A 19,599-nucleotide genomic window follows, 5' to 3' on the forward strand; every position below is an offset into this window, starting at 1 on the left:
CGCTCAGGAGAAGACCGTGACGAACGTGTCGACGGACTTCTCGATGTCGCCCTTGAGCGCCCGCGCCACACCGGATCCCACGGGACCGAACAGGGGCGCGCCGCCGAGATCGATCGTCATCTTCAGCTCGGAGCCGTCCTTCTTCTCCGCGACGGTGAGCTTCAGCGAGACCTTGACCCCGCCCTTGCCCGCGCCCTTCAGTTCGAGCTCGCGCGGCGGGGAGTACTTCTTCACGGTCCACTGCACCCGGTTCCGCATGCCCTTGACCGACACCACGGACGCCATCTGCGTGCCTTCGGACAGTTCGGCGGGCAGGTCACTGCGCCACCCGTCGTGAATGCTGAGCCATTCCTCGTACCGCGTCAGATCGGATGCGCCGTTCCAGGCATCCTCCGCGGACAGAGGAACGATGCGGACCACCTCGAGTTTCGCCACGCCGTGAACACTAGCGCGTGACGACACCCGCGGTGGCCCGCATCGTGTCCGAACTTCCAGGGCGAATCCTAGTGAGCGACCGGCTTCTCGGCGCCGACGCCGGTGAGGGATCGCACCTCCATCTCCGCCGCCTTGTCGGTGCTCTCGTTGTCCTTGCTCGTCAGCGTTCCCACGATGCCGAGGATGAAGGCGAGCGGGATCGAGACGATGCCCGGGTTCGACAGGGGGAACCAGGCGAAGTCCGAGCCCTTGATCATCGCCGTCGCCGAGCCGGACACGGCCGGGGAGAAGATGATGAGCACGATGGTGGAGATCAGACCGCCGTACATGCTCCACAGCGCGCCGCGCGTGGTGAAGCGTCGCCAGAAGAGCGAGTACAGGATGGTCGGCAGGTTGGCCGCCGCGGCGACCGCGAAGGCCAGCGCCACGAGGAAGGCGATGTTCTGTCCGTTGGCCAGGATGCCGCCACCGATGGCGAGGATGCCGATGACGACGGCGGTGATGCGAGAAACCTGGACCTGCTTCTTGTCGTCGACCTTGCCCTTCTTGATGACACCGGCGTAGATGTCGTGAGCGAAGGACGCGGACGCGGTGATGGTGAGGCCGGCGACGACCGCGAGGATCGTCGCGAAGGCGACCGCCGAGATGACGCCCAGCAGGATCACGCCGCCGAGTTCGAACGCGAGAAGCGGTGCGGCAGCGTTCTGACCGCCGGCCGCGGCGAGGATGCGGTCCGGTCCGACGATGGCGGCGGCGCCGTAGCCGAGCACCAGCGTGAAGAGGTAGAACGCACCGATCAGCGCGATGGCCCACACGACGCTGCGACGGGCTTCCTTGGCGGTGGGCACCGTGTAGAAGCGCATGAGCACGTGCGGCAGGCCGGCCGTGCCGAGCACCAGGGCGATACCGAGCGAGACGAAGTTCAGCTGCGACGTGGCAGAGCCGCCGTACTGGGCGCCGGGGGCGAGAACGTCACGCGCGGCGACGGTCTCGGAGACCGAGTCGCCGACCATGGTCTGCGCGCTGCCGAGGATCTCGGACAGGTTGAAGCCGAACTTGGCCAGCACCATCACCGTCATGAGACCGGCACCGGCGATGAGCAGCGCGGCCTTGATGATCTGCACCCAGGTGGTGCCCTTCATACCGCCGACGAGGACGTAGACGATCATGAGGACGCCGACGACCGCGATGACGATGGACTGTCCCGTGCGATCCGAGATGTCGAGGAGCAGTGCGACGAGGCCGCCGGCTCCGGCCATCTGCGCGAGCAGGTAGAAGAACGACACCGTGAGTGTCGACAGCGCGGCCGCGGTGCGCACCGGGCCCTGCTTGAGGCGGAAGCTCAGCACGTCGGCCATCGTGAACTTGCCGGTGTTGCGCAACATCTCGGCGACGAGAAGCAGGGCGACGAGCCACGCGACGAGGAAGCCGATGGAGTACAGGAAGCCGTCGTAACCGTAGACGGCGATGGCGCCCGCGATGCCGAGGAAGCTCGCCGCGGAGAGGTAGTCACCGGCGATGGCGACACCGTTCTGCGGTCCGGAGAAGCCGCCGCCCGCGGTGAAGAACTCCGCGGAGGTGGCGTTCTTCTTGCTGGCCTTGATCACCACGGCCATGGTCACGATGACGAAGACCGCGAAGATCGAGATGTTGACGAGCGGGCTGCCGACGGTCTCGGCCTCGATCGTCTGCTGGGCCAGGAACTGCTGCGCGGCAGAGTAGGTGGTCACTGGAGGGGTCCTTCGAGTTCGTCGCGGATCTTCGCGGCACGGGGGTCGAGCTCACGGTTCGCGAACTTCACGTAGATGCCGGTGATGGCGAACGTCGTCACGAACTGTCCGAGTCCGAGCAGCAGTCCGACGTTGATGTTGCCGAAGACGCGGGTGGCCATGAAGTCGTGTGCGTACGCCCCGAGGAGCACGTACGTCGTGTACCAGATGAGGAAGAAGGCGGCCATCGGGAAGACGAAGCCGCGCAGGCGCTTCTTGAGTTCCTGGAACTCGGGCGTGGCCTGCATGTCGACGAAGTCCTGGGGGGACGGGGTCCGGGGTTCGGGGTGTGCGCCCGAATGGGGTTGTGCGGTGGTCACGGGTGCTCCTACGTGTCGGGAGATACTCGGATGACGGTAGTGAGACCACCATCACACCGATACGGCGTGGCGCCGATCACACGCCGAGCAGCGCGCCGGTGCGCCGAACGGTCTGCCGGGCGGGACGAACGGTCGTGCCGCTCACTGCTTGCGCAGTCGCTCCACGCCCAGACCGAGGCGTTCGGGTGCGTGCATGGCCGACATGATGCGGCCGATGTCCAGCGGTATCGAGGACCGAGTCGCCAGCGACACCGTCACCATGACGGCGAAGGCGAGGGGCACGCTGACCGCCGCCGGGTAGCCGACGATCGCCGCGGCCCACCCACCCAGGAGCTGATCGGACACCCCGCCGAGCACGGCGAGGGATGCGGCGGCCGTGGAGACCCCGCCGCCGACGATCAGCCCCGCGGCGGCCCCGGCGGCGGTGAGACCGCGCCACCAGATGCCGAGCACCAGCAGCGGACACAGCGTCGACGCCGCGACGGCGAACACGAGCCCCACGGTGCGGGAGAGGTCGAGCGTGACCAACCCGACCGACAGCAGCAGCGGACCGGTGCCGGCCACGATCGCGGCGATCCGGAAGTCGCGCACCCGGCCGCGCAGGACGTCGGTGCTGAGCACTCCGGCGATGGTCACCAGCAGTCCCGACGACGTGGACAGGAACGCCGCCATCGCGCCCGCGGCGACGAGTGCGGCGAGCAGCAGACCCGGCACCCCGTCGATGGCCGCCGACGGCAGCAGGAGCACGGCCGCGTCGGATGCTCCGGTGATCAGCAACTGGGGAACGTACAGGCGTGCGAACACACCCAACACCGTCGGGAACAGGTAGAACACCGACAGCAGACCCACCACTGTCAGCGCCGTCCAGCGGGCCGCCGGCCCGTCCGGGTTGGTGTAGAAGCGCACGAGGACGTGGGGCAACCCCATCGTGCCGAGGAACGTGGCGAGGATCAGCGAGTACACCTGGTACAGCGGGAAGGGACCACCGAAACCGTTGCCGGGCGAGAGCCAGTCGGAGCCCTCGACCGGTGCGCCCGCCACCACGGGGACCGGCGATCCTGCCTCGAGTTCGAGCACCGTGCCCGACTGCAGCGTGTGGTCGCCCGCGTCGAGTGTCGTCGGTCCGTCCACCGCGGCGCCGTCGACGGTGCCGCGGACCACGACGTCGAGGTTCTCCTGCACCTGCACGACGACGTCGGTACTGATGTCGACCGTCGTGGCGGTGTCCACGGACGGCGGTGCGGGAGTGCCCATCTCGCGCGGATCGGCCGCGAAATGCACCGCGAGCACCAGCGCCGGTACCGCGACGGCCGTCAGCTTGAGCCAGTACTGGAACGCCTGGACGAACGTGATGGAGCGCATGCCGCCGCCGACCACGTTGAGGATCACGATCACCCCGATGACAGCCGCGCCGACCCAACTGGGAACGCCGAGAAGGATGTTGAGGGTGAGCCCGGCGCCCTGCAGCTGCGGGACGAGGTACAGCGCGCACACCCCGGCGACCACCAGCATGGCCAACGTGCGGAGCCGCGCCGAACCGAGGCGGAACTCGGCGAAGTCCGGCACCGTGTACGCACCGGACCGTCGCAGCGGCGCCGAGACGAACAGCAACAGCCCGAGATACCCGGCCGTGAAGCCCACCGGGTACCACAGTGCGTCGGCACCGTACTTGGCGATCAGGCCCGCGACCCCGAGAAACGATGCGGCCGAGAGGTACTCACCGGACACGGCCGCGGCGTTCCACCGCGGACCCACGCTACGGGAGGCGACGAGGAAGTCGGAGGTGGTGCGCGCCAACCGGACTCCGTACGCGCCCACCGCGACGGTGGCCACCGCCGAGAAGATGACGGCGAGCACCGTGGGGACGGACACCATCAGCGCGTGCCGGACGTGAGAGCGCCGGCCATCAGTCCTCCACCAGTTCGGTGAACTCCTGCTCGTTGCGCTCGGCCGAACGGACGAAGAGGTACCCGGCGACCAGCAGGACCGGGTACGCGGCGACGGCGAGCGACCACCACGGGACCCCGATGCCGGCGATGCGTGCGGTACCCGCGGCCGGCGCGAACACCCACACCAGCGGGACGATGCCGAGGATCAGGACGACGACGGCCGCGGTGCGCAACGCGAGCGCCAACTGAGCGCGGACCAGGCCGTTGATCATGGCCTCGCCCACCTCGGTCTGCTCCTGGACCTCCACCCGGGTGCGCACGATGCGTGCGCCGCGGCGCTGGGCCAACACCACCTTCTCTCGCTGCGCCGCCATCTCAGGAACGGTGCTGTCCGGCGAGTGCCGCTCGTGGGCCGCGGACGAGCCGATCGCGGAGTTCGCGGGTGTGGCGACGGCTCACCGGGAGCTCGACGGGTGGGCAGGCACCCGTGCCGCGCAGGCAGACCACCAGTCCGGACCCGACGGTACGGGTCCCCCCGACCTGGCCGACGGACACGAGGTACGACCGATGGACGCGCAGGAATCCGTGGTCGGCCCAGCGGGACTCCAGCGTCGAGAGGGCGATCCGCACCAGGTGGGTGCCGGTCGTCGTGTGCAGCCGGGCGTAGTCGCCCTCGGCCTCCACCCAGACGACGGTGGACCGCGGCACCATCGTCGTCACACCGCCGAGCTCCACCGGGATCACGTCGTCCTGGTCGCTGCGCCCCGCGGGACCCGGTACCGCGCCGGACCTCTTGTCGACGACGCGGCGGACAGCGTCGGACAGGCGCTGGTCGCGGATCGGCTTGAGGAGGTAGTCGACGGCCCCGATCTCGAAGGCGGCGACGGCGCGATCGTCGTGGGCGGTCACGAAGACGACCGCCGGCGGTGAGGCGAAGTTGCTCAGCACTCCGGCCAGTTCCATGCCGTCGAGTCCGGGCATGTCGATGTCGAGAAAGACACCGTCGACCGGCGCGTCGCGCAGGATGCGCAGCGCCGTGGTGGCGTCGCTCGCTCCCTCGACCGATCCGACCGCCGGGTGGCGGCGCAGCAGGTAGACGAGTTCGTCCAGGGCCGGCCGCTCGTCGTCCACGGCGAGCAGCCGCAGGGGCCGGTCGGCAGCGGCGGGCGTGGTCGCCTCGGTGGCATGGGTGGGGCTCATGGCGTCTTCATCGTGCCATGTCGCGCGCGCACGTCAGGGCCGGATGCCTGCCCGAAATTTCGGGATCCGCATACTCACCTTGGTGCCGGCGTCCGGCGCGGTCTCCACCACCAGGCCGTAGTCGTTGCCGAAGGCGGCGCGCAACCGGTCGTCGACGTTGGCGAGTCCGACGTGCACCCCCTCCTCCGATCCCAGGTCGCCGGAGCGCAGCAGTTCCGGATCCATGCCGACACCGTCGTCCTCGATGCTGATGGCCGCGTCCGTACCCGCGTCCGCCGCGATCACGGTGATACGGCCGCGGCCCCGGCCGGCGACGCCGTGGCGCACCGCGTTCTCGACGAGTGGCTGCAGCGCCAGGAACGGCAACACCACTCCGAGTACCTCGGGAGCGATCTGCACCGTCACGTCGAGGGAGTCACCGAAACGCGCGCGCTCGAGCGTGAGGTACCGGTCGATGTTGCGGAGCTCGTCGGAGAGCACCGTGAACTCCCCCGCCGTGCGGAACGAGTAGCGCGTGAAGTCGGCGAACTCGAGGACCAGCTCGCGCGCACGATCGGGATCGGTCCGCACGAACGACGCGATGGTCGTCAGGGCGTTGTAGATGAAGTGCGGGCTGATCTGGGCGCGCAGCGCCCGGACCTCGGCCCGGTCGAGGCGTGCTCTGCTCGCGTCGAGTTCGGCCAGCTCGACCTGCTCGCCGACGTACCGCGCGACCTCGGTGCAGGCCCCGAGAAGACCGGGACCGGGTTCCTCCAGCGTGACCACGCCCAGCACGCAGACCACGCCGGCGCCCTCGGTGAGGACCGGCTGCACCACCACCGAACGTGCCGGGGCGTCCGCGGTCGCGGCGGTGCGCAGCAGCACCCGACGCTCGGTGTCGACGGCGCGGCGGGCGACCACGGGGAACTCGTCCAGGGTCCCGTCGACGGGACCGTCGTGGCCCAACACCGTCCCGTCCGGTCCCGCCAGGACGACGGCGGCGGCGCCGGTCAGTGTGCGCAGGTGCGGCGCCGCCTCCGACGCGGACGCGGCGTCGAGGCCCCGCCGCAACGGGCGTGCCGCGAGCGATGCGGTGTGCAGCGCGGCGTGCACCGCGCGTTCGGTGGGCGTGGTCAGCGGGCGCGTCCCCCGGCGCGTGATGACGACGACCGCACCGGCGACGACCGCGGCCATCACCAACAGGACGACCGCCGTGGTGGCTGTCACGGCACCTGGTCACACGTGTTCGTCGGTTGTCCGGTTCCCTCGAACCGCTGGGTGATCCAGTCGATGCCCTCGATGTTGGCGGCCGAGTCGGCGTGGCCCTGGTCCGCCCGGACCCGGTAGTCGATGACGTCGCCCTGCGCGCACGCTCGGCGGGACGCGTCCTCGGTCCACTGCGGCAGGATGAGATCGTCTCGCGAACCGACCAGCACCATCATCGGCGCCGCGGCCCGCCCCTGCGGTAGGGCGTTGTCCGACAACCACTCTCGAATGGCGGCGTACGCTTCCGGCGAGCTGGGGCGCACGTCGTCCGGTCCGATGGATCCCGCGGCCGTCAACTTGCCGGCGGCCAGGGGTCCCGTGCAGGCCAACAGGACGTCCTTGTTCTCCAACAGTCCGCCGCTGAGGAAGTCAGCGTCGGTGTACTCCGGATGGTCCACGAGGAAGCCCTCGACGACGAACGGCATGATCGCCTTCTGGGGCAACGTGAGCTGCCCCAGTCCGGACTCCGGGGCGATCGGGCTGATGTCCGCGGCCGGGGACAGGTTGGCCGATCCCAGGAACTCGAGCCCGTCGCCGTACTCCGCGGCCATCTCGGCGGCGGCCCAGGTGGCCTGCCCACCCTGCGACACGCCCAGCGCCGCCCAGCGAGTCCCGCTGCCGGGCGCCACGTTCCGCGCTGCGCGGACAGCGTCGATGATGTCGTGGCCGGCCGACGGGGCGTTCAGGTACGGATGCGGATCGTCGGTTCCCAGGCCCTCGTAGTCCGTCACCGCGACGACGGCGCCGCGTTCGAGCATCGGCGTGACCAGGCCGATGGAGCCGAGCAGATTGGGATAGAGGGACGGTGCGCACTCGTCGGTCACACCCGTCGTGCCGTGCCCGACGGACACGACCGGCCATCCCCCCTCGGGCGGTGCGCCGGCCGGGACGAACACCGTGCCCGTGACGTCGACACCGCCGCCGTCCACCCCGGACGTCGAGCGGTACGTGATGCGGTGCGCCGTGGCGCCGAGATTGGTGACCGCCTGGTCGACCTGACCGAGGAGCACGTCGGCGACCAGCGAGCCGCGCTCGTCGCCCGTGGGGGCAGGAGAGCGGGGTGCCGCGTCGGTGGTCGCGTCGTTCCCCGGGGTGGGCGCGGGATCCGAGGACGCACATCCCGACAGCATCAGCATCGACGCCGCCAGTGCCGATCCCAGCAGGACCGGGACCCTGCCGCGCAGTCCTGGTCTCGAACCGATCCTGCACACGTTCACTCTCGACCTCTTTCCGCCATGAATCGCTGCAACCGTGTCTCGGTGGCGGCCTGCTCGATGTCGAGCCCGTCCAGAACCGCGGCGAGAACCTCGTCGTCGAGGTCCCCCGCGTCGCGTGCGGCGAGCAACGCCTCGCGCTGTCGCCGCAGTGCGGTGCGCCGCCATCGATCGAACACCGCGCCGGAGGACCGCGCCCGCGCGGCCCTCTCCTGATCGTCCTCGTCCTGCTCCGTCCGGAGACGGCCCAGCATCACGCGGCGCACCCGATCGACGACCTCGGCGGCCTCGGTTCCCTCGACCTTCGTCATCGCCTCGTCGAGCGACTCCTCGATCGCACGGCGCGCGATCTGCCGAGCGAGTGCGCGCTGCTCGTCGAGATGCCGGGCCTCGTCCGGGTCGGAGATGTCCAGCCGTCGGATCACCAGCGGCAATGTCACCCCCTGGATCAGTAGGGTTCCGACGGCCACGGTGAAGGCGATGGCCTGGATGACTCCGCGCCCGGGGAAGTCGTCCCCCGCAAGGGTGGTGAAAGGGACACCGGCGGCCGCCGCGAGGGTCACCACTCCGCGCATCCCGGCCCAGGACAGGACGACGTTCTGGCGCCAGGTCAGTTCCGCGTCCTCGGTCGATCGAGCCCGGTGGTAGACGCGTCGCAGCGCCGAGCCGGCGAACAGCATCACCGGACGCACTGCCATGACGAGCGCGAGGACCAGAAGTCCGTACAGGAAGATGTGGTGGACGGGCAGCCCCTCGCGGCTGATGTCGTCGATGACGAACTTGAGCTGCAGGCCCATGTAGGCGAAGACGAAGGTCTCGAGGAGCAGATCGAGCGTCGGCCAGACGTGCCGCTCCTGGATTCGCGTCGGGATCGCGTCGCCGCTGCGCGCCGAACCGAGCACGAATCCGGCGGTGACGACGGCGAGCACACCCGAGGCGTGGATCTGCTCCGCGGCGAGGTAGGCGGTGAAGGGAACGAGGATGCCCAGCACGGTCTCCAGCGCGCTGTCCGCCATACGGCTGCGGACGAAGCGCACGAGTCGGCTGAGCACGTATCCCACGGCGACGCCGCCCACGACCTCGTAGACGAAGAACAGGAGCGGCGAGTCGATGCCGACCCGGCTTCCCGTCACGGAGGCGACGGTGATGGTGAACAGGGTCAGCGCCGCCGCGTCGTTGACGAGTGATTCGCCGGTGAGGATCGCCATCATGCGCGCGGGCAGACCCAGCTTGCGCCCCACGGCTACCGCGGCGACGGCGTCGGGCGGCGCGACCACGGCGCCGAGGACCAGGGCGGCGCCCAGTGTCAGCTCCGGGACGAGCCAGTACGAGAAGTACCCCACCGAGACGGTCGTGACGACGACGAGACCGACGCCGAGCCGGACGATGGAGCGGAAGTTGTGCGCGAAGGAGCGGAACGAGAAGTTCAACGCTGTCGAGTACAGCAGGGGCGGAAGGATCACGCCCAGAAGGAGTTCGGGTTCGAGAGCGGGACGCGGCAGCCCGGGGACGAACGAGGCGACCGACCCGACGGCGACGAGAACGAGGGGCACCTGCAGATCGAGGCGCTTGGCGAAGCCGGCGATGACGACGGCCCCGACGATCACCAGAAGCAGGAGCCACCCGTCCATCGACTCGACTACCGCGCGGGTCTGCTACTTCTCGGGGATCGCCTTCTTGGCGGCGTCCTGGACCTTGTCGATCTTGTCGGCGTACTTGCCCTGCGTCTTCTTGTCGGCGAAGTCCGCTGCCTTGTCCACGGCCTTCTCGATCTTGTCACTGTTCTGAGCGGCGGCCTTCTTGCCCTGGCCGATCAGCTTCTTGAGGTTGTCCACGAGTGCCATGGTCGTCACGATACCGCGCCGGACCACCAACGCCGGTGCGGGAGAGGACGCGCGAGATCGACTCGCTGGCCCGGCATCGGCACCACCACCGAGATCCGCTCCGCCTCGGCGGCCGTCAGCAGCCGCTCCACGGGTTCGGACCACGGGTGGAACGCAAGGTTGAAGGTCGCCCAGTGGACGGGCACGACGATGCCGGAGGACGGGGTGCCCTGCTGCAGGTCACCGTGCGACCGCGCCGCCTCCTCGGGGTTCATGTGGATGTCCGGCCACCGGTCGTCGTAGGCGCCGACGGGAAGCAGGGTCACGTCGAACGGACCGAGCCGCGCGCCGATGTCCGCGAACGCCTCGGTGTAGCCGGTGTCGCCGCCGAAGAAGGCCCGGTGCTCCGGACCCACCACCGACCACGACGCCCACTGCGTGGTGTCGCGCACCAGGGACCGGCCCGAGAAGTGTCGTGCCTCCAGGCACGTGACGGTGAGCGATCCGATGCGGACGTCGTCGTTCCAGTCGAGCTCGACGATCCGGTCCTCGGGAACCTTCCAGCGGCGCAGATGGGCGCCCACCCCCAGCGGCACCAGGAACGGCGCCGACTGCGACGTGAGCAGCGTGGCCACCGTGTCACGGTCGAGGTGGTCGTAGTGATCGTGCGAGATGACGATGGCGTCGACCTGCGGAAGCGCCTCGGCCGCAACGGGTACCGGGTGCAACCTGGCCGGTCCGAGAACCCGCGACGGTGAGACCCGCCGGCTCCAGACCGGATCGGTGAGCACGCGGTGACCGTCGATCTCGACGACCACCGAGGAGTGCCCGAACCAGGTGACGGCCAGGTCCCCGGCCTCCGCCGGCGCGAGCGGGGTGGCCAACGGCACGGCGCGCTCGGGTCGTCCCGAGCGGCCGCGCGTGAGCATCGCGGCTCCGATGCTCGCCTGCTCCCCCGCCGCGACCGGCGAGCTGCTGCGTGTGTTGTGGAACTTGCGGTCCCGGTAGTGCGAGGACGCGGCGGCGTACGGACGGATGGCACCGCGTCCGGCGCCGACGGCGGACGGCACACCCCACGCCGCGCGCGCGAGCCAGGACAACCCTGCGGCGGCGAGCCCGATGGACACTGCTGCGGTGGCTGGTTTCACGCCTCCGACACTAGTCCACGGTTGATGTGTACCGACTTCACAAGTATCGGCTCACGTCTGTTCCGGCAGGATGTGCTCCCCCGTCTTGTCGGTGCTCAGCGACAGCGACGAGATGTAGAGCGTCTCCCCGTTCGGCCCCTTCTTGGCCGACGCGATCATGTCCGGCCGCTCGAACTCCATTCCCGACACCGAGCACAGCAGCGTCGCGTCGGACGGGTTGCCGTACTCGTCGAACATCGGCAGATCGATGCCGTCGTCGGTGCGCCGCAGGTAGTACTTGCCCTTGGTCGCGATCGCCAGCACGGGCGGCAGCACGATCGCCAGTACCAGCGCCACGATGGGCGAGTACGGCTTGATCGCCGGCCCGAACGCCCCGAAGAACACGAGGATGGACAGGATCGCGGACACCGCCATGGAGCCGAAACCGACGGGGTTCACCGCGTAGAGCATCCCCCTGCGGAACTCCGGCACCTTCGGGGACAGCTTCAGCAGGTACTTGTTGAACACGATGTCGGAGGCGACCACCGCGATCCAGGCGATACCGCAGTTCGCGTAGAACCCGAGGATGTTGTTGAGGAAGTCGAACATGTTGGCTTCCATCAGGATCAACGCGATCGCGAGGTTGAACAGCACGAAGACCAGTCGTCCGGGGTAGGACTTGGTGACGCGGGTGTACGAGTTGGTCCACGCCAGGGAGCCCGAGTACGCGTTGGTCACGTTGATCTTGATCTGCGAGATGACGACGAGCACCACGGCGAGGGTCATGGCGAGCCAGCCCGGCATGAAGTTCTCGTAGATCTCGAGGAACTGGTGCACCGGCTCGTTGGCGATCGACGATCCGTCGACCACGTTAGCGATGAGGTACACGGCGAGGAACAGTCCGACGATCTGCTTGAGCGCACCGAAGATGACCCAGCCCGGCCCCGCGAGCAGGACGGCCGTCCACCAGCGACGCGAGTTCTCCGGCGTCTTGGGCGGCATGAAGCGCAGGTAGTCGATCTGCTCCGCGATCTGAGCGATCAACGAGAGGCAGACACCCGCGGCGAGCATGACGGATCCGAGGTTCACACCGGTGCCGGCGGCACCGTCGGCACCCCCGTAGGCCATGAACTGACCGATGGAGTCGGGGTTGCTCACCACGAGATAGACGAACGGCAGCACCATGAGGATCAGCCACAGCGGGGTCGTCCACACCTGCAGTGTGGCGAGCGCCTTCATGCCGTAGATGACCAACGGGATGACCATCAGGGTGGACACCGCGTACCCGATGGGCAGCGGGATGTTCAGCCCCAGTTCGAGGCCCTGGGCCATGATCGACCCTTCGAGCGCGAAGAAGATGAACGTGAACGTCGCGAAGATGACGTTGGTGACCACCGACCCGTAGTAGCCGAATCCGCTTCCGCGCGTGATCAGATCGAGGTCGATGTTGTAGCGCGCCGCGTAGTAGGCGAGCGGCAGACCCGTCAGGAAGATGACGACGGCGAACACCAGGATTCCCCACAGCGCGTTGCCGGTGCCGTAGGAGATGCCGATGTTGGCGCCGATGGCGAAGTCCGCGAGGTACGCGATTCCGCCGAGAGCCGACGTCGCCACGACGCCGGTCCCCCACTTGCGGTAGCTGCGCGGGGCGAAGCGCAGCGTGTAGTCCTCGAGCGTCTCCTTCAGTGCCGCCGACTGCTTCTGACTGTCGGACGTGAGCGTGGAGTCGGGTGGAACGTCTCCGAGAGCGGTCATGGTCGGGTGCCTCCGGTCGTGTCGCACGCCGTGGCGGCGCGATGCGAGATGACCGTAGGAACGCTGTGTTGCCGGACTGTACGCACTCTGTGTCGAGTGCGTTACGTGGTGCCGGGGTGTCGCCTTTGCCCGAATCGGCAGGTCAGCGACCCCGATGTCGTCACTGGCCCTGGAAGACCGGGCGTCGCTTCTCCTTGCGCGCGATCCGCGCCTCCACGGCGTCGTTGCTCGCCCAGGCGGCCGCGAACGCGTCGAGCTGCGTGGCGTTCGCCTCGTCACGTGTGCCGTCGTCGTTGAAGACGAGTTTGAGGTGACGCAGCGACAGTGGCGCCAGCTGCGCGATCTCCTCGGCCCACGCGTGCGCGACGTCGAGATCGCCGAGTTTGTTGGCCAGTCCGCACGCCAGCGCCTGCTCGGCGGACAACTGCTCGGCACCCAGGAGCACCGTCCGGGCGGGACCGCCGCCGGCCAGCGACACCAGCCGCTTGACGGTCCAGTTGTCCACGGCGATGGCCAACCGGGTGGAGGGAATGGCGAAGAAGGCGCCCGAGTCGACCACCCGCAGGTCTGCGGCGATAGCCAACTGCGTGCCCGCACCCACAGCAGGCCCGTTCACGGCGGCGATGACCGGGACCGACACGGTCTGGAGCGCGCGGTTCATCGACAGCAGCGCCTCGGGGAACTCGTCGGCGATGGCTTCGCCCGACAGATCGGCGCCCGCGCAGAAGCTCGTGCCCTCGCCGGTGATCACGACGACGCGGGTGCCGTCCGCCTCGGCACCCTCCACCGCCTCACGCACTTCGGTGCACAGAGCCGTGTTCAGAGCGTTGCGGCGCTCCGGTCGCTGCAGTTCCACGGTGAGAACCGCGCCGTTCCTGGTGATACCAATGGTCACGTTGTGTCTTCTCTCTGCGTGGAACGAAGTGTTCTGTGAGACCCCCTTACGCGAATTTACCGGGTGCGGAGCCCTGACTGGTGTACTGGACGGGTGCAACACGTCGACGTCGCAGTGATCGGTGCCGGGCAGGCCGGTCTGTCCGCGGCCTATTTCCTGCAGCGAGCGGGGCTGCGGGCATGGGACGACTACGTCGTGCTCGACGGTGCGCCGGCTCCCGGTGGGGCGTGGCAGTTCCGCTGGCCCTCCCTGACCCTCGAGACCGTCAACGGGGTGCACGACCTTCCGGGCATGGCGTTCGCGGACACGCTGGCCCCCGACGTCGACCCCGCGCACGTGCCCGCGTCGTCGGCGGTGCCCGAGTACTACGCGGCGTACGAGAAGCACTTCGCGCTGCCCGTGCGGCGGCCGGGACGGGTGTCGGTCGTCTGCGACCGGGACGAGACGGCGATGCGGTACCGGGTGGAGGCCGAGCAGGGCGACGTCCACGCACGGGGCTTGATCAACTGCACCGGCACCTGGGAGCACCCGTTCGTCCCGCGCTACCCCGGCATGGAGACGTTCACGGGGCGCCAACTGCACACGCGCGACTACACCTCGGCGGAGGAGTTCCGCGGCGAGCACGTCGTCGTCGTCGGAGGCGGGATCTCCGCGGTGCAGTTGCTCGACGAGATCTCGCGCGTGACCACCACGACGTGGGTGACCCGCCGCGAGCCCGTCTTCCTCGAGCGGGACTTCACACCCGAGGTGGGCCGCGCTGCCGTCGCGCAGGTCGAGGATCGAGTGCGCCGCGGACTGCCGCCGGGATCGGTGGTGTCGGTGACCGGTCTGATCCTCACCCCCAGCTTGCGCGAGGCCCGCGATCGCGGCGTCCTGGTACGGCGGCCCATGTTCGCGGAGGTCACACCCGACGGAGTGCGGTGGGACGACGGCACCGCCACCCGCGCGGACGTCATCCTGTGGGCCACCGGGTTTCGCAGCGCGCTCGATCACCTCGCGCCACTCCGACTGCGCGGGCCGGGCGGCGGCATCACGATGACCGGCGCGTCGGCCACTCGAGTGGCCGCGCGGCCCACCGTCCATCTGATCGGATACGGTCCGTCGGCCAGCACCATCGGCGCCAACCGTGCGGGACGCACGGCCGTGCGGGAACTACTTCAGGAGCTGGGCGAGACGTGAGTGCCGTGGTCCGTGTCGACGACCTGTCCGCCTATCGCGGCGAGCGCACGCTGTTCGACGGTCTCGACCTCACCGTCGGACCCGGCGACGTCGTCGGGCTGGTCGGCGCGAACGGCGCCGGCAAGTCGACGCTGCTCGGCCTGCTGGCGGGCACGGCGACCGGAGTCGACCACGACGGCACGGTCACGCTCACCCCGTCGGACGCCACCGTCGGCCACCTGGCACAGGAGGTCTCCCGCGTTCCCGGTGAGACCGTCGAGATGTTCCTGCAGCGCCGCACCGGAGTGCGCGCGGCCGAGGACGCGATGAACGCGGCGGCGGAGACGCTCGGCGACGCGAGCGCGTCGGACGATCTCTACACACCGGCACTGGAGCGGTGGTTGGCGCTCGGCGGCGCCGATCTGCCCGAGCGAGCCGAGTCGGTGCTCGCCGGCCTGGGCCTGGACGCGGCGCTCGACACCGAGATGTCCGCCCTGTCCGGTGGGCAGGCGGCCCGCGCATCACTCGCGGGAATCCTGTTGGCGCGCTATGACGTCCTGCTTCTCGACGAGCCCACCAACGATCTGGATCTCGCGGGACTGGACCAGCTCGAGAACTTCGTGACGAGTACCCAGTGCGCCGTGATGATCGTCAGTCACGATCGTGAGTTCCTGGCGCGCACCGTCACCGGCATCGTCGAGCTGGACCTGGCGCAGCAGCAGATAGCGGTCTACGACGGCGGGTACGAGGCCTACCTCGTCGAGCGCGACGTGGCGCGTCGTCACGCACGGGAAGAGTTCGAGCAGTACGCCGACACCAGGTCCGGGCTCGAGGATCGCGCTCGCATGCAGCGGAACTGGCTCGAGCACGGCGTGCGGAACGCTCGACGCAAGAGCAAGGACAACGACAAGGCGAGCCGGAAGGTCCGCGCCGAATCGACGGAGAAGCAAGCCGCGAAGGCGCGCCAGACCCAGCGACGCATCGAACGGCTCGACGTCGTCGAGGAGCCGCGCAAGGAGTGGGAACTGCGCATGGAGATCGCGGCGGCGCCCCGCAGCGGCAGCGTCGTGGTCTCCGTGAACTCCGCCGTCGTGGAGCGGGGGGCGTTCCGGCTCGGGCCGGTGACGGCACAGATCGACGCCGGGGACCGCATCGTCGTCACCGGCGCCAACGGCTCGGGCAAGACCACCCTGCTGCACCTGCTGCTGGGCCGCATCACGCCGACCAGTGGATCCGTGAGCATCGGCTCCGGAGTCGAGATCGGCGAGATGGACCAGGCCCGTTCGGCTTTCGACGGACCCGACTCGGTCGCCGACGCGCTGGCAGCCTCCGTTCCGGACTGGCCGGACGCCGACGTCCGCACACTCCTGGCGAAGTTCGGTCTCCGCGGACAGGCCGCCCTGCGGCCGTCGGCATCCCTGTCCCCCGGCGAGCGCACCCGAGCGGGACTCGCGCTGCTGCAGGCACGAGGGGTGAACCTGCTCGTGCTCGACGAGCCCACCAACCACCTCGACGTCCCCGCCATCGAGCAGCTCGAATCGGCACTGGAGACCTACGAGGGAACGATGCTCCTGGTCACCCACGACCGGCGGATGCTCGACTCGGTGCGCAGCACGCGCCGGTGGACCGTCGCGCAGGGCGTTCTGCACCAGGACTGAGGATTCCCCACCCGATCGTCGCAGTTCCTGCCGATCGGCAGAATCACGCACGATCGTGTGGTTCAGCGCGCGCTCGCCCGGACAGCGCTGCCTACGGTATTGACACATCGTTGGGTTTATACAACACTTCGATATATGAGTCCGGTCAAACGCGGGACCACGCTCCCCATCCACAACCGCATCGGTGTGCTGCGCGCCGAGCGTCGGATGACCCGCGCCCAGCTCGCGGAACTCGTCGAGGTCAACCCGCAGACGGTCGGCGCACTCGAACGCGGCGATCACTACCCGAGCCTCGATCTCGCGATGCGCATCTGCGACGTGTTCGGGCTGCCGGTCGAGGCGGTGTTCTCGCGTACCGAGTTCGCGCCGCTGTCCACGGAGGTCTACCGACGCACCCAGCCCGAGGAAGGGACACCACGATGAGTGACACCGTTCTGGACCGCTATCAGGCGTTCCGCACCCGTCGATACCTGCAGAACGAGGCGCGGTACGCGCACTACCTCCCCGGCTGGCGCACCAGGTCACGGCGCCGGCTGCTGGTGTGGATTCTCGTCGCCTCGCTCGTCGCGCTCGCGGCATCGTCGATCTTCATCCTCGTCGGGCCCGAGTGGGCGCCGCTCACCTGGCTTCCCGGCGCGATCCTCATGAGCGTGTCGTGGACGACACTGCAGATCGTCACCGGCCGCCGCAGCGATGCTCCCGCCGATGCGCTCGACGAGTGGGACCTGGAGCGTCGCAACGCGGCTCGCTCCATCGGGTTCGCGATCACTCAGGGCGCGGTGACGGTTCCGGCGCTCGCACTGGTGTGGGCGACCACCTTCACCGACGATCCCCGACTGGCACTCGGTGGCGGATTCATCATACTGAGTGGTCTACTTGTCGGGATCTGCTCTCCCGGCATCATCCTCGCCTGGACGGCGCCGGTCGACGAACCGGACGAATTCCCCACTCCCACACCCCACTCCCCCGAGAAAGGATCAGCATGAGCGGCTCGACTCTCGAGATCGACGACCTGCACAAGAGATACGGCGAGACCGTCGCACTCGACGGCGTCGGGTTCACCGTGAATCCCGGCGAGGTGTTCGGGTTCGTCGGCAGCAACGGTGCCGGCAAGACCACGACGATGCGCATCACCCTCGGCGTGCTGGGAGCCGATTCGGGAGAGGCACGCCTGAACGGGCAGCCCATCGACCTGAACGTGCGCCGCACCATCGGGTACATGCCGGAGGAGCGTGGGCTGTACCCGAAGATGAAGGTGGGGGCGCAGCTGAAGTACCTGGCCGAGCTGCACGGGCTGTCCACGTCCGACGCCTCCGCCGCCGTCGCGACCTGGACCGAGCGCCTCGGCATCGACGGCCGGGTGAACGACACGGTCGATTCACTGTCACTGGGAAACCAGCAGCGAGTCCAGTTGGCCGCAGCCCTGATTCACGATCCCGCCGTCCTGGTGCTGGACGAACCCTTCTCGGGTCTCGACCCCGTGGCCGTCGACACCATGAGCGAGGTGCTTCTCGAGAAGGCCCGCACCGGTGTCCCCGTGCTGTTCTCGAGCCACCAGCTCGATCTGGTGCAGCGCCTGTGCGATCGGGTCGGCATCATCGGTTCCGGCCGGATGAAGGCCGTGGGCAACGTCGACGAACTGCGCGGCAAGTCCGGCACCACCCTCGAGGTGCACGCCCCGGCCGCTCCCGCCGGCTGGGCCGACGCGCTGACCGGGGTCACCACCGTGTCGCACTCCGACGGGCGCACCAGCCTGTCGTTGGCGCCCGAGGCGGACGACCAGGCGGTGCTCGCCGCAGCGCTCGCCACCGGACCCGTGCACGAGTTCGCCCGCAGCACACCGTCCCTGACCGACCTGTACCGAGAGGTAGTGGCATGAGCGAGAAGTCGACCACCCGATCACCGCTCTCGGCGGGACGAGCCATCGCGCTCGTCGCCCGGCGCGAGTTCGACGTCCAGGTCCGGAAGAAGAGCTTCCTGATCTCCAACGCCATCGTGCTGCTGGTCATCGTCGGCGGCATCGTCGCGTTCTCGATCTTCTCCGGCGGCAGCGACTCCGAGGACCGGACGCCCCTCGGGCTGGTCGGTGACCAAAGCCTGTCCCAGACCCTCACCGCGGTGGGCGATCAACTCGGCGCTCCCGTCGAGGTCCGCGAGATCGGCTCGGCGGACGAGGCTCGCACGCAGGTCACCGACGGCGACGTGGACGTGGCGCTCGTCCCCGGGACCGGCGGCGCGTACACGGCCGTCACCGAGGACACCGTCGACGGCACCCTGAAGGCCGTCATCGACAGCGCGGTCGCCGCGCAGGCGCAGAACGACGCCCTCACCGGGCTGGGAGTCGATCCCGCCACCGTCACCTCGGCGACGAGCGCCGCCACGGTCACGGTCGAGGCCGTCGATCCGCCCGATCCCGCACAGGGTCAACGACTCGCGCTGAGTTTCATCGCCGTCATCCTGCTGTACGCCCAGATCATCACTTTCGGCATGTACGTCGCGATGGGTGTCGTGGAGGAGAAGTCGTCCCGGGTCGTCGAACTGCTGCTCTCCACCGTGCGCCCGCTGCAGCTGCTGTGGGGCAAGGTGATCGGCATCGGTGTGGTCGGACTGGTGCAGCTCACCGCGTACGGCGCCGCCGGCCTCATCGCGGGCACGGCCACCGGCACGCTCACGGTCACCGGTACCGCCGTCAGCGTCTTCGTCTCCACCATCGGCTGGTTCGTGCTGGGCTTCGCGTTCTTCGCGGTGCTCTACGCCGCCGGCGGCTCCATGGTGTCGCGCCAGGAGGACGTCAACTCGACGACCATGCCGCTGCTGATCGTGATCCTGGCGATGTTCTTCGCGGCGTTCTCGTCCATCGACGACCCGGGAGCGACACTGCCGACCGTCCTGTCGTGGATTCCCCCGTTCTCCGCCATCCTCATGCCGCTGCGCGTCGCGGCGGGCGTCGCGGACCCGATCCAGATCGTCGGCACCATCGTGCTGATGATCGTCGCCACCCTGGTTCTCGCCGTCGTCGCGGCCAAGATCTACCAGCGCTCCATCCTGCGCATCGGCCGCACGCTGTCCTGGAAGGAGGCGCTCGGGCGCGCCTGATCGCACGCCATACTG

The 19,599-nt window shown here is 69.1% G+C and carries 19 protein-coding genes; 6 read left to right on the top strand and 13 right to left on the bottom strand.

Annotation, left to right across the window (positions count from 1 at the left end; translation table 11 throughout):
• Positions 1-3: 3 nt before the first annotated feature.
• The 13 genes from QE397_RS14170 to QE397_RS14230 all read right to left on the bottom strand — a co-directional run bounded on the left by QE397_RS14170 (position 4) and on the right by QE397_RS14230 (position 13,672).
• Positions 4-435 carry an SRPBCC family protein gene (locus QE397_RS14170; protein WP_056446917.1) on the bottom strand — a complete coding sequence of 144 codons (432 nt, stop codon included), beginning with the start codon at positions 433-435 and terminating at the stop codon, positions 4-6.
• Positions 436-503: 68 nt separating this feature from the next.
• Positions 504-2,165, bottom strand: coding sequence for a cation acetate symporter (locus QE397_RS14175; RefSeq protein ID WP_231476145.1), 1,662 nt, complete (start codon positions 2,163-2,165; stop codon positions 504-506).
• The gene (locus QE397_RS14180; protein WP_027504182.1) at positions 2,162-2,524 is read right to left on the bottom strand and encodes a DUF485 domain-containing protein; all 363 of its coding nucleotides are present in this window, start codon (positions 2,522-2,524) and stop codon (positions 2,162-2,164) included. The genes QE397_RS14175 and QE397_RS14180 overlap by 4 nt, the downstream gene beginning before the upstream one ends.
• Before the next feature lie 141 nt (positions 2,525-2,665).
• Entirely contained in the window at positions 2,666-4,399 is a 1,734-nt protein-coding gene (locus QE397_RS14185; protein WP_056446914.1) for a cation acetate symporter, read from the bottom strand.
• Between the two features lie 31 nt (positions 4,400-4,430).
• A complete protein-coding gene (locus QE397_RS14190; RefSeq protein ID WP_222627731.1) occupies positions 4,431-4,787 on the bottom strand; it encodes a hypothetical protein in 357 nt (118 codons plus the stop codon).
• Position 4,788: 1 nt separating this feature from the next.
• The gene (locus tag QE397_RS14195) at positions 4,789-5,613 is read right to left on the bottom strand and encodes a LytTR family DNA-binding domain-containing protein (protein WP_051612976.1); all 825 of its coding nucleotides are present in this window, start codon (positions 5,611-5,613) and stop codon (positions 4,789-4,791) included.
• 33 nt (positions 5,614-5,646) lie between these two features.
• Positions 5,647-6,786 (bottom strand): sensor histidine kinase, encoded by a 1,140-nt coding sequence (locus QE397_RS14200; protein WP_037184426.1) that lies wholly within the window; start codon positions 6,784-6,786, stop codon positions 5,647-5,649.
• A gap of 29 nt (positions 6,787-6,815) precedes the next feature.
• Positions 6,816-7,994: a lipase family protein gene (locus QE397_RS14205; RefSeq protein WP_051613065.1), complete on the bottom strand. Its 1,179-nt coding sequence runs from the start codon at positions 7,992-7,994 to the stop codon at positions 6,816-6,818.
• A gap of 77 nt (positions 7,995-8,071) precedes the next feature.
• On the bottom strand, positions 8,072-9,703 hold the full coding sequence (locus tag QE397_RS14210; RefSeq protein WP_307095436.1) for a Na+/H+ antiporter: 1,632 nt from the start codon (positions 9,701-9,703) through the stop codon (positions 8,072-8,074).
• A 24-nt stretch (positions 9,704-9,727) separates the two neighbouring features.
• Positions 9,728-9,916, bottom strand: a complete 189-nt coding sequence (locus QE397_RS14215) for an antitoxin (protein ID WP_042575922.1) — start codon at positions 9,914-9,916, stop codon at positions 9,728-9,730.
• A gap of 5 nt (positions 9,917-9,921) precedes the next feature.
• A complete protein-coding gene (locus tag QE397_RS14220) occupies positions 9,922-11,043 on the bottom strand; it encodes an MBL fold metallo-hydrolase (protein WP_235578801.1) in 1,122 nt (373 codons plus the stop codon).
• A gap of 51 nt (positions 11,044-11,094) precedes the next feature.
• Positions 11,095-12,777 (bottom strand): cytosine permease, encoded by a 1,683-nt coding sequence (locus tag QE397_RS14225; protein WP_051612977.1) that lies wholly within the window; start codon positions 12,775-12,777, stop codon positions 11,095-11,097.
• 160 nt (positions 12,778-12,937) lie between these two features.
• Positions 12,938-13,672 (bottom strand): enoyl-CoA hydratase, encoded by a 735-nt coding sequence (locus tag QE397_RS14230; protein ID WP_027504192.1) that lies wholly within the window; start codon positions 13,670-13,672, stop codon positions 12,938-12,940.
• Positions 13,673-13,765: 93 nt separating this feature from the next.
• On the opposite strand from QE397_RS14230, the gene QE397_RS14235 reads away from it, so the two are divergent.
• The 6 genes from QE397_RS14235 to QE397_RS14260 all read left to right on the top strand — a co-directional run bounded on the left by QE397_RS14235 (position 13,766) and on the right by QE397_RS14260 (position 19,584).
• Complete coding sequence (locus QE397_RS14235) at positions 13,766-14,851, top strand: NAD(P)-binding domain-containing protein (protein ID WP_307095442.1); 1,086 nt, start codon at positions 13,766-13,768, stop codon at positions 14,849-14,851.
• A complete protein-coding gene (locus QE397_RS14240) occupies positions 14,848-16,488 on the top strand; it encodes an ABC-F family ATP-binding cassette domain-containing protein (protein WP_056446899.1) in 1,641 nt (546 codons plus the stop codon). Before QE397_RS14235 ends, QE397_RS14240 begins: the two co-directional genes overlap by 4 nt.
• Positions 16,489-16,623: 135 nt before the next feature.
• Positions 16,624-16,911: a helix-turn-helix transcriptional regulator gene (locus QE397_RS14245; RefSeq protein WP_027504195.1), complete on the top strand. Its 288-nt coding sequence runs from the start codon at positions 16,624-16,626 to the stop codon at positions 16,909-16,911.
• Positions 16,908-17,474: a hypothetical protein gene (locus QE397_RS14250; protein WP_037183974.1), complete on the top strand. Its 567-nt coding sequence runs from the start codon at positions 16,908-16,910 to the stop codon at positions 17,472-17,474. The genes QE397_RS14245 and QE397_RS14250 overlap by 4 nt, the downstream gene beginning before the upstream one ends.
• Entirely contained in the window at positions 17,471-18,367 is an 897-nt protein-coding gene (locus QE397_RS14255; RefSeq protein WP_027504196.1) for an ABC transporter ATP-binding protein, read from the top strand. The genes QE397_RS14250 and QE397_RS14255 overlap by 4 nt, the downstream gene beginning before the upstream one ends.
• Positions 18,364-19,584: an ABC transporter permease gene (locus QE397_RS14260; protein ID WP_307095445.1), complete on the top strand. Its 1,221-nt coding sequence runs from the start codon at positions 18,364-18,366 to the stop codon at positions 19,582-19,584. The genes QE397_RS14255 and QE397_RS14260 overlap by 4 nt, the downstream gene beginning before the upstream one ends.
• The last annotated feature ends 15 nt before the right edge of the window (positions 19,585-19,599 follow it).

This window comes from Rhodococcus sp. SORGH_AS_0301 (genome assembly GCF_030818285.1).
Taxonomy (GTDB): domain Bacteria; phylum Actinomycetota; class Actinomycetes; order Mycobacteriales; family Mycobacteriaceae; genus Rhodococcoides.